Source organism: Photorhabdus cinerea (assembly GCF_011189575.1).
Classification (GTDB): domain Bacteria; phylum Pseudomonadota; class Gammaproteobacteria; order Enterobacterales; family Enterobacteriaceae; genus Photorhabdus; species Photorhabdus cinerea.
Genome location: NZ_PUJW01000002.1, coordinates 191,040 through 202,526 on the forward strand (window position 1 = coordinate 191,040; position 11,487 = coordinate 202,526).

Genomic DNA, 11,487 nt, shown 5'->3' on the forward strand with positions numbered 1-11,487 from the left:
TGTGCTAAAAGTATACGATACAGAACTGTACAGCCATATGATGCTTGGGACGTCTCAATATCCATCGCCCGCAATTTTGTCAGAAGCCGTTAAAGCCTCCAAAGTAGAGATTGTCACGGTATCTCTTCGTAGAGAGTCAGGGAAAAATCAGGCTGGGCAAAGTTTCTGGTCATTAATTAAAGAATTGAATGTCCAGGTGCTCCCTAACACTGCGGGTTGCCATACCGTAAAAGAGGCTGTAACGACTGCGCATATGGCAAGAGAGATTTTTGGCACAGATTGGATCAAGTTAGAAGTTATTGCTAACGCAGACACTTTGCAGCCTGATGTCTACGGCCTTGCTGAGGCAGCAAAGATTTTATGTGCTGATGGCTTTAAAGTCTTTCCATATTGCACTGAAGATCTCTCAGTAGCAGAGAAGTTGCTACAAGTAGGCTGTGAAATCCTTATGCCTTGGGGTGCTCCGATCGGTTCTGGCCGAGGATTAAATAACATCTATGGTTTAAGAACTCTCCGCGCCCATTTCCCTGATATTCCTTTGGTCATTGACGCAGGAATAGGCTTGCCTTCTCATGCGGCGGCGGCAATGGAATTGGGTTATGACATGATCTTGCTAAATACCGCTGTGGCGCGTGCGGGTGACCCAATAATGATGGCTCAGGCGTTTGCTAATGCAATTGATGCCGGTCGACTTTGTTATTTGGCTAAGCCAATTGAAAAGAGAGATATGGCTGAACCTTCTACGCCTGTATTCGGTAAGGCTTATTTGGTATGAAACTAGATCCATTTTATCCAAAATGCTGATCCGGCAACGGTAAGTCGAGTGAAAGAATGGCTCGCTATAACAAGAGGGCAACGTATTGAATCGCTATGATAGGCAGCAAGTGCTACAGCAAGTAGGGGAACGCGGGCAAGCAAAGATTTCTAACGCTAAGGTCTTAGTTGTTGGAGCTGGTGGCCTTGGCTCACCAGCACTTCAATACTTGTGCGGGGCTGGGGTTGGCACCTTGGTTGTAGTTGATCCCGATGTTGTGGAAATGACTAACCTGCATCGACAACCTATCTACAACGAAAGTTTGGTCGGCCTGGCGAAAGTTGATGCTGCAAAGATAGTTCTAGAGAAACTTAACCCTGAAGTCGAAGTGCTGCCATATGCCACGACACTGCATCCAGACAATTCCCGTTTATTGGTGAGTAATGCCGATGTCGTTTTAGACTGTGCTGATAGCTACGCAGTTAGCTACATGTTGTCAGATGTTTGTTCGCTGCTAGGAAAGCCGCTTATCTCTGCATCCGTACTTGGTCTTAAAGGTTATGTAGGAGGATTTTGCTCATCCGCGCCTTCTTTCAGAGCCGTTTTCCCTGAAATTCCAAATAATACGGCTACTTGTGCCACGATGGGAGTCTTAGGCCCTGTAGTCGCAATGATAGGTGTTTTGCAGGCGCAAATGACGCTTGGGACTTTACTGCTCTTATCTCCATCACCTTTAGGGCAAATGGTAACTGCTGATTTGGATACGTATTCATTTTCAAGTTTTCGCTTTGATAATGCGGAAGAGCCAAAATCAGCCACATTCCATTTCATATCAATGTCATCACTAACTTCCAGGGATTTGATAATCGATCTTCGAGGTGAAAATGAAGCTCCTAACCCGGTTCACCCTGATGCGTTAAGGATGTCGGTTGATGCGTTCTGTGATGGAAACTTCATTCCAGAGTCAGGGCAGAGGGTGGTTTTAGCGTGTAGGACCGGCTTACGTGCGTGGAATGCAGCGAGAAACCTTCGCAATTATTGGGATGGAGAAGTCGCACTCATGGCTATGGCAAGCCTTGAAGTTAGATAAGGATGAAATCTTAAATTTAATCATATCAGTCATAGAGGTGAGTTTGATTATGAGAGCAAATGAAGGCCAAAAAGCGCTATCTGAGCCTAAAGTTGCTACGTTAGCCATTGTATATCATAACGACAAAATCTTATTGGTTAAGAGGAATAAGCAGCCTCAGCGGTTTGGTTGGGGTTTTCCTGGCGGATCAGTATTGCCTGGTGAAAGCCTAAACGATGGTGCTTTACGAGAGCTCAAAGAAGAAACGCAATTAGTCGCGACAGTAGAAACAACGCTTACTGTAGTAGAGGTAAATGAATTTGATAGTGAAGGCGTCCACCATCACTTCATTTTAGTACCACTTCTCTGTAGTTATCTATCGGGAGTGCCTGTTGCTGGAGACGATGCACTGGAATGCCGTTGGATGAGTTTCAACGATATTTATAGCCAATCAGAAACATTAATTGAGCATGTTGCAACAGTGGTTCGGGAAGCTGAAGCCATTATCAGAGCGCGAACTAATTAACGTTTGAATAAGGTCTTTATATATGAAAAAGATGTTTCTTGCTGGACCGTTTAAAGCATTAGTCGATCCTGAACGTCATGTAATGTCACACAAAAATATCGATCAATTCCAAAGCATCATCGAATACTTTGAAGAGAGAGAATGGTCTGTGCACTGTGCTCATAAGCGTGAAAAATGGGGGCGTGAGTTTATGACGCCTTCTCAATGCACACTTATTGATTACGAAGAAATTAGTCAGTGTGACTATTTTGTATCTTTCCCTGGAGTCCCTGCTTCGCCCGGTACGCATATTGAAATGGGGTGGGCGTCCGCTATGAAAAAGCCAGTGGTGCTTTTGCTTGAAGAGAACGAAGAATACGCTTTTTTAGTCCAGGGGCTGGGTGAAATCACTTCAGTTAAAACGTTGCGTTACAGCAAGGAAGCCGGTGTTGATATCGCCCAAATAGAGATATTAATCGAAGAATTCGAGGGTGTTCATGAATCGCTTTGATACATTTGATCAATTGTATATCGCGACACTTGATCTGGTTAATAATAACTATGAATTTGAAAATAGACCACGAGGGAATTCCGAACGTGAGGTTCTTGGTTTTAGTTGTAAATTGACGAACCCATTATCGAGATATTGTTTTCATCCCGTCAGAAAGCAAAATGTCATTTTCAACTATGCAGAAGCCTTATGGTATCTCTCAGGAAAGAATGATCTTGATTTTATATCTTGGTATGCCCCGTCTATGACCAAGTACTCAGCAGATGGGGTAACTCTGCCGGGTACTGGCTATGGCAAGAAATTATTGCATTTCGGATCTGACGACCTGAACCAAATTGCCAGAGCTGTCGACATTATCAAAAATGACGACGCTGATAGTAAGAGAGTATTCCTTCAAATATTCAGTGCGGACGAAGATATTTATAAAACTAATATAGACGTTTCATGCACTTTAGGGCTGCAATTGCTCTTGCGTGAAGGAAAACTACACATGGTTGCATACATGCGGGCTAACGATGTATATGTGGGTATGTTAGGCGATATTTTTTCATTCACTTTCATTCAAGAGTTCATAGCATCAATGCTTGGGTGTGAAGTGGGTCAATATACCCATAACGTGGGCTCGATTCACGTATACCAGCCTAATCAAGAGAAAGTCCAAGGCATATTAGATTATCCACTTGAAACATTTGAGCCAGTATGTTCACCGCCTGTAATGCCTAAATCAGATTTTTCAGTGGTATCCAAGGTCTTGGAATATGAGAAGAAAATTCGGCGCTCTGAATTGTCTTTGAGCGATATAAATCAGCTTCCACTAGACGAGTATTGGATAGAAATTCTCCGTCTCTTTAAAGTGAACACTTATCTCCGAAGTGGGGAGAGCGTGCCTGATATGCTGATTGAAAACGTCCATCCATTCCATAAGTCTTTTTTATTGAACAGGCTGAAATAGGTAAAATTTAGTCTTTTTGGTTATTACTATACTAATCTGATAATATGAGATGACAAATGAATACTAACTGGATGAATGAAGATGTATCAAGATTATTCGATCAATATGATGATTATTTGGAGGAGAGACTTGGGTACACACCATTGATTGAAAACCTTAAGGAGAGCCTAGGGCAAAATATATCGGTTCTTGATTACGGTTGTGGTAGCGGGAAAGTGTCACGTCGGCTAATTGCCAGAGACATAAAGATGGTAACGGGAGTCGATATCTCACAAACCATGGTGGACAAAGCTTCCAGCAACATCAATCGTGGCAATAGTTCTTATCATCAAATCAGAGAGGGTGTCCTTAACTTCAATGATAATACTTTCGATGCAGCTATATGCTGTTACGTGTTCATCAATAACAGTAAAAAGTCTGATCTTTTAAAAATTGCCAGGGAAGTTTATAGGACATTAAAACCTGGCGGCATTTTTTACGTATTGGATACCAATCCGGATTCCTCTGGGATTAAGTTCAGTTCTTTTATGAGCGGTGATCCAAATAAGAAATACAGTGATGGAGACAGCAAGTCAGTGTATTTAGATCTGCCAGATGGAAGTATTTTTAAGATTTCAGATACGCATTGGCATAAAGATACATATTATAAAATCTTAAGCGAAGCCGGATTCAAAACTATTGAACTTTTTGAGCATTGTGACGCTGACACTTCAAAGGATACTGAAAGTCTACGATATTACCCACCGTTCGCAATGTTCAAAGCGACTAAATTCTAGATGCCTCATGGAATTCCTTACTTGTTACAAAAATATCAGTGAGGGATTCCACATGATTAGTTTCGAAGGTAATTTAAGATGGCATTAGTGAGTTTAAGTGGACTGAAATCCAACCGATATGTCTTCGGTTTATTGCTGGCAGTGATGGCAACCTGCCTATATTCGCTTAAAGGCATTCTTGTAAAAATAATGTACAAAAATGGCATTGATAGCATCAGTGTTATGGCGCTCAGGATGTTCTTTGTATTGCCAATTTACGTCTTTATTGGAATAAGAATTTATACAAAACTCACGCCCAAACAGGCGCATTCCATTAAGTCTAACTGGCACTTGTGTTGTTTGGTTGGGGTCGTTGGTTACTACTTATCAAGCTTCTTTGATCTGAAAAGTCTGAATTATATAAGCGCACAACTTTCCGGTTTGGTTTCGTTTACTTATCCAATATTTGTTTGTTTTATAAACTGGTTTTTGTTTAAGGAAACATTCAAAAAAGAGATGTGGCTGACGCTTTTCTTGAGCTATAGCGGCATCATCCTGCTCTTATCGTATGAGTTCAACTTCGGAGATACCTACAATGTATTGTTTGGATCAGCGTATGCCATAGGGGGGGCGTTGGCCTTTGCTTGTTACATGGTCTTTAGTAAACGCCTTATGTCCAAAATGCCAGGCACTATGTTCACTAGCATTGCGATGGGTGCAGCGAGCGTATGTGTATTTATACATTTTCTAGCAGAGGAGGAATGGAAAGACATAACTCTAACCCTACAAATCTTGTTACTTTCTTTGACGATCGCAATAGCTTGTACTGTTGCCCCTTCTTTTATCTTGAGTGAAGCCATTAACTGCATTGGAACTAATCAGGTTGCGGTGATGGGGGCATTTGGTCCGGCGGCAACAGCTCTTATGGCCGTTTTCATACTATCAGAGCCATTCAGTAGCTATCACTTTTTGGGAATGACATTGGTCGTTCTATCGGTAAGTTGGTCATTTTTGATGAAATTTATAAAAACCAAATTGCATTACCCAAAAGACTAATCACCTCCAGTGGTAAGGGGATAGATGTGAATATTTTAAGGTTCAGACAAGTTAAGTATCTCATCGTATCTTGGTTTGCTTCGATCTTGGTAATTGGGTCGGCATTTGCTCAAGATATTCATGTCGGTTTGTACCCTTGGGTACCTCGCGTAGAGCAGTTTCAGACTGAACTGACTAAAGTTTGGAAACAAAGATATCCAGATGACAACCTTATTTTTGTAGCTAAAGAAGTTTGGGATGGAGGTTACAACACAGACCCATCAGATCAATTAGATGTTTATGTATTTGATGCAATTCACATGAATTATCTCGCTAATAATGGTTGGTTGTTGCCTCTCGAAAAATCGGATATTGATGATTTTGAGGATTTATTTGATTATGCAATGGATGGCGTCAAAGTTGTAGATACGGAATCATATTGGGGAATTCCTCAATTGGGATGTACTCACATGTTGTTTTATCACGCTAGTGATATTGAATTGCGTATAGCTCAGACATTAACCCAACTAAAAACTGCTTTAAGTTCCTGCCAATATACAGGCCAGATTCCACCAAAGAAGACGGGGTTAATGATAGATATGAGTGGTTCAATAATAAATGCTTTGTACTTGCAGGCAGTCTATAGTCTCTATAACCAGATACCGAAGAATCTGCCATTCAGTCCAGCGGAGTTTAATGCTGACGCAATTGCAAATTTAAGATCCATTATGGAAATGTCTAGCTATGATAATTCCACTAAGAAAGCTGCTAGTTACCAGCATGGTGTATGGTTTGAAGCAGGTTATGGTAGAGCGTTTGTGGGTTTCACTGAATCAATGACAGTTATAAGTAGTACAACCCTGGATAATATCGATTTCAAAGTGATGCCATTATCGAATAATACTGAAAGCAACCCTCTCTTTTACGCTGATATTGTCGGCGTTTATCCGAAGCAAAATAGGAGTGCTGAGGAGATCTCAAAGGTCAAAGAGCTAGCGAATGTTATGGCATCAAAAGATTATATGGTTTCAAGCTCGATCCCTGTTCCGGGCGCTTTGTCGGGACCCAAATCAAACCCGCAATATCTAATGCCGGTTCGAAAATCAATCTTTGTTGAATTGGGAAATAAATACCCAATTTATAACAAGATGCAAATGCTTGTTGAAAACAGTTCTCCAGTACTTTTGACCATGAATGAGCAAAGTAAGACCTGGATAAGCGAAATAAAAGCAAGTCTTCAATCAGCGATTAAAACTGACTTTTCATGCGAGGTTTCACCGTAGTTTAATCTGTGATTTTTAAACCTCGACTGACATTTTTAACATATGTTAGTTGAGGTTGAGCAGGGCAGGATTCCACTTTGTATTTTTAAGCTTCATTTGGTTTTTTTATAACCAAACCAATCAAATAAAATGAGTTAGATCCCGCCCGGCAAGACAACACGGTGTAAATCTCAAGTCCGATAGCGTGATATAACGAGCTTATTCTTGGGACGATCCGCCCAATCGGAAGGCTGATTATTGAAGTTATCCGCCAGCAGATAAGACGGAGTTTTAGCTAACCAATCAGAGAGTGAGATATCTTGGTAGATGCCGTTATCTAGCACAACAAGGACTTTAAGATCATCATTGCCAATATTTTCGATATAGTGACCAAATCCCTGTGGCACGTAACCGACGTCAGTTGGCCCATATTTTGCGGTTTGTGCGTGTCCATGAGAACTAAACACGGTCATACGCCCTTTGCCTGAAATGTAGTATTGCCACTCGTTGGCATTCGGATGCCAATGTAACTCACGGATTGCGCCAGGTTTGATGATTTCTATGAGACCGGTGATAGTTGTCGAAATGGGAAATTCCTTTGATGATGCCCGGTAAATACTGCCTGCGTCGTTCTCGAAGAAGGGCTTGTTCTTCAAGAGTTCATAACGATGGGTGAGTGGGGCATTGTTCAATCCTCCGTCGTCAGCCGGTAGGGGAAGTTTTGGCGGTATAGCGCCACCGACGATGTAAGCTTCACCGGGTTTGATTTTAGAAAAAACCGCTGCCGGCATGTTGACACTTTTCTCCAGCACCTCTTTCGGCATATGCGTTATCCAATCAGTGATGCTGAATGTGCCAAATTCTGAGAAATGCCCGTTATCGAAAGTCAAAATAAAATGCGCGCCATCTTCAAGTGCTTGAATGGAATGACTATGACCTGTAGGAAAATACCATACATCGCCGGGGCCAAAATCAGCGACTTCACATTTGCCCTCCGGATCAATAATGGTAATACGTGCATGACCTTCAAGCATATAGGCCCATTCGGCGGCAATAGCGTGCCAATGCAGTTCACGGATACCACCCGGTTCAAGTAACATATCAACCCCGGCAATACCTTCTGATATCGGGAATTGTTCTACCGTGGCTTCCCGTGCCCATCCATTTTCCAATACCCGTTTTTTGCTATCTGTGAATTTATATTTATACAAACTTTTGGTCTTTATTGGCGGTTTATTTTTGCCAGATGTGACAGTATTGGGTTGATTATCAGCGCCAGCGGATTTAATCATACCGCCCATGCCAGCGGCAGCTGCACTAATTGCAGATACCTTCAAGAGATCACGACGCGAGAACATATTTGGGCCTCCAAAAATAGTACCAGTAAGCGTAGTTGCAAGCTGATATATATTCGTTTGTTTTTTTAGATTAACTGTTGTCACTAGAAGGAAAAATCAGAGGTGACTTATTAATCATAGTAAAAAGGTGAATTTTGCAATGAGGAAAAAATGTTTATTTTTGGATTAGCGGGGGAATTATTTATTTGCCGAAAAGCGACGGGGGTCATTTTTGCTAAATAGGCTTGCATGCCTATCAGATACCGGTGATACAGGTTATAGTGCGCTCATCCTTATTGCTTTCTTTAAAGAAGCAAAGCTTCATTGGATGAGCGACTATTTTATTACTAACTGATTACCCAGGAAAAATCAGAGCTGGTCCAGATTCTTCCTGTAATGTGATTAATCTTCTTTTTCGGAATAAGGGCGAACGTATTTCATAATGCAGTCAAGTTTTTCGCAGGTTTCTTGCCATTCCCTTTCCGGTTTGGAATCTCTGACTAGCCCCGCGCCAGCCTGGAGCCAACAGCGTCCTTTATGCTGATAGAGAGAGCGTAATACCAGCGCGGCATCCAGTTTACCTGAGCTATCTAATAACATGACGCAACCGCTATAGAGCCGACGTGGTTCACCTTCATAACGTGAAATTGCCTGTAAAGAAGGTTTCTTCGGTATCCCCGAAGCGGTTACTGCCGGGAATAAGGCGATGAATGCATCCCAACGATTTTTGTCTGTTTGTAATAATCCTTTTACCCGTGATGCCAAATGTTGTACCGAACCACGTTCACGAATAGCCATAAATTCTGACACACAAAGGGTTTCAGCCTGACAAATCGGCGCCAATTCTTCTAATGCCAGTTTGGCAGAAACAGCGTGTTCGGAGATTTCTTTCGGGTCAGAAAGTAAATCTGCCCGCAGCCGTTGATCCTGCTCCTTATCATGGGTCAATGCTCTGGTACCTGCCAATGGTTGGGTGCTGACCCAACCTGAACCATCTGCCTCAACCACAGTTTCTGGACTGAAACCATAAGCAGAGAAATCTTCATCACGTAAGAAGAAAGAGCGGGCAGGCGTGTTAGCCTGACGGCCCAGCCAGTAACTATGCGTCATATCAATATTGGGTCCAAGCTCAACTTTACGTGACAGGATCACTTTTTGGTAGTGACCTGTGGCAATGTCCTTAACCGCATTCGCTACGTTAGATTGATAATGTTTCGCTGCGTCTGATGTATTGATAATTTCCATATGTTTTGTATATGGGAAAGCCGGTGTGCCTGATTGATCAGCTTGCTTGATTTTCTCGCTCAATATAGCGATCTGATTTTCTTCAAGTGTCCGGATCAGAACTTGCCCTTGAGTTATGCGTAATTCATGCTGTGGAATAGTGATTTTTATTAATGCTTCATCTTGTTGTTCTAATGGTAACCCATAGGTTATATGGGAAAACTCAAATAGTGTTCTCCCATAAGCACGCCAGTCTTTGATAGGGAGAGCATTAAGAGCCTGCTCAAGCTTTTGGCTTAATGTATTAATATCGTATGGATGATGATTACCTTGTGAATCAATCAATTGTCCCGATGTATCTGCACTTATGGTCGCTGCACAGCCCATCCCTAATGACCATTCACCTTTTGTTTCATAGAGCGTACAAGGTTGTGAATCATTATCATCTGAGAGCAAATGAGTGATGAGATCTAACGGAGTACTGGTAATCGCGATAGTGTGTTCATGATATTGCTGCATTGGACTTCCATGTTCTGCTTGTGCCATCTGTATTAATTGGCGTTTGTCGATTTTTCCTACGGTGGTTAATGGCCAATACGCCACAAACAACCATTGATCAGGGATTTTATGGCGTTGAACACCTTTTTGATGCAAAAATGCCTGTATCTGTGCGGGTTCTGGTTGGTTGCCACTCTTGAGCAGGCAGGTGCAAATTCGTTCACCCAATAGTTCATCTGGAACAGCAATGACAACCGCATCATCAATGTCAGGATGTTGCAGCAACAATGTTTCAACTTCTTGCGTCGAAATTTTCTCACCACTGCGGTTAATCTGTTCTTTAATGCGTCCTTCAACGATCAGGTTGCCATTTGAAGTCATACGAACCAGATCGCCGGTACGGTAGAATCCATCAGTAGTAAAAGCGACAGCATTATGCTGTTCTGCGCGATAATATCCGGTAATGGTGTAGGGGCCTCGTGTAATAAGTTCGCCTACCTCACCGGGTGCAATAGGTTGCAAATTGGCATCAACGATTTTGATCTCATCTTCTTCTGACAGCGGGCGCCCTTGGGTATTAATGATGACCTCGTAGGTATCGTCCAATCGGGTGTAACAAAGTAATCCTTCTGCTGTACCAAATACCTGCTGCAAAGGACCAAGGCGTGTTATGACCAGTTCAGCCAGTTCCGGTGTGAGCCTGCCACCACCGACTTGTAAGCAACATAGGGATGAAAGGTCGCTTTGTTCCCAGTCGCGGGCTTGTTCCCAGAGCCGCGCAAGTGCGGGAACTAATGCTAAATGTGTCACCTTGTGCCGTTCGATCAATGGCATGGCTTCATCACAACTGGCGGTATCACTCAGGAGTACACATCCCCCTTGAGAAAGGGTACCCAGAATACCGGGGCTGCCTAAGGTGAAGTTATGGGCAACAGGCAATACCGTTAAATACACACTTTCCGTATTTACCGCACACAGACGGGCAGAGAGGACAAAATCATAAGTATAGGCGTCGTGAGTACGCGGAATTAATTTCGGTGTCCCCGTCGTTCCTCCGGAGAGTAACAATACGGCAATATCGCCATAACATGGGCCAGGAACATTGAGCGGTTCATTATCAATAAATGCCAATGTGGTAAATTCTTCTGCTTCCCCATCAACAATAATATGTTTCAGATCGGGACAAGATGCCGCAACTTCCCGCGCCATTTCCCGGTAATCAAAGCCATGGATACAATCAGGGATAATGTAAGCCACCGGGCGCGCAATCTGGCAAAGCGCATGAATATCATGTGCTCGTTGTGTAGGCATTAATAACACTGGGTGAGCACCCAGTCTAAACAAAGCAAAACAGGTGACGACAAAGGAGATGCGGTTAGGCAGTTGTACCATGACGTTATCACCACGACGTATTCCCCGGTGAAATAACCCACTGGCCAATCTTTCTGCGGATTGGTGCAATTCACGGTAAGTTAGCTGTTGTTCTTGATAGATCAGCGCTGTTTTATTACCCCAGATACCAGACCAACCGGCAAGTTGTTGGTCCAGCGTTTTGCCATTCCAAAGATAGTCTGGCGTCATAGTC

At 42.7% G+C, this 11,487-nt stretch carries 10 protein-coding genes; 8 read left to right on the forward strand and 2 right to left on the reverse strand.

Translation table 11 applies throughout. The features are described from left to right. Position 1 precedes the first annotated feature (1 nt). From C5469_RS03030 to bcmE, 8 genes are all read left to right on the forward strand, one after another. Positions 2–775 carry a thiazole synthase gene (locus tag C5469_RS03030; RefSeq protein ID WP_166302148.1) on the forward strand — a complete coding sequence of 258 codons (774 nt, stop codon included), beginning with the start codon at positions 2–4 and terminating at the stop codon, positions 773–775. Positions 776–860: 85 nt separating this feature from the next. Further along, entirely contained in the window at positions 861–1,844 is a 984-nt protein-coding gene (locus tag C5469_RS03035) for a HesA/MoeB/ThiF family protein (RefSeq protein ID WP_166302151.1), read from the forward strand. A 49-nt stretch (positions 1,845–1,893) separates the two neighbouring features. Continuing rightward, the gene (locus C5469_RS03040; protein WP_166302154.1) at positions 1,894–2,349 is read left to right on the forward strand and encodes an NUDIX hydrolase; all 456 of its coding nucleotides are present in this window, start codon (positions 1,894–1,896) and stop codon (positions 2,347–2,349) included. A gap of 22 nt (positions 2,350–2,371) precedes the next feature. Further along, a complete protein-coding gene (locus C5469_RS03045; protein ID WP_166302156.1) occupies positions 2,372–2,839 on the forward strand; it encodes a nucleoside 2-deoxyribosyltransferase in 468 nt (155 codons plus the stop codon). Continuing rightward, entirely contained in the window at positions 2,826–3,791 is a 966-nt protein-coding gene (locus tag C5469_RS03050; RefSeq protein ID WP_166302159.1) for a thymidylate synthase, read from the forward strand. Before C5469_RS03045 ends, C5469_RS03050 begins: the two co-directional genes overlap by 14 nt. A 56-nt stretch (positions 3,792–3,847) precedes the next feature. Next, a complete protein-coding gene (locus C5469_RS03055) occupies positions 3,848–4,567 on the forward strand; it encodes a class I SAM-dependent methyltransferase (RefSeq protein ID WP_166302162.1) in 720 nt (239 codons plus the stop codon). Between the two features lie 78 nt (positions 4,568–4,645). Continuing rightward, a complete protein-coding gene (locus C5469_RS03060; RefSeq protein ID WP_166302165.1) occupies positions 4,646–5,602 on the forward strand; it encodes a DMT family transporter in 957 nt (318 codons plus the stop codon). Positions 5,603–5,628: 26 nt separating this feature from the next. Beyond that, positions 5,629–6,864: a thiamine pyridinylase gene (bcmE, locus tag C5469_RS03065; RefSeq protein ID WP_166302168.1), complete on the forward strand. Its 1,236-nt coding sequence runs from the start codon at positions 5,629–5,631 to the stop codon at positions 6,862–6,864. Between the two features lie 170 nt (positions 6,865–7,034). On the opposite strand, the gene C5469_RS03070 is transcribed toward bcmE, so the two are convergent. Both C5469_RS03070 and C5469_RS24200 read right to left on the reverse strand, forming a co-directional pair. Further along, on the reverse strand, positions 7,035–8,201 hold the full coding sequence (locus tag C5469_RS03070) for a cupin domain-containing protein (protein WP_166302171.1): 1,167 nt from the start codon (positions 8,199–8,201) through the stop codon (positions 7,035–7,037). A 381-nt stretch (positions 8,202–8,582) separates the two neighbouring features. Then, a complete protein-coding gene (locus C5469_RS24200) occupies positions 8,583–11,483 on the reverse strand; it encodes a salicylate synthase (RefSeq protein WP_339413592.1) in 2,901 nt (966 codons plus the stop codon). Positions 11,484–11,487 lie beyond the last annotated feature (4 nt).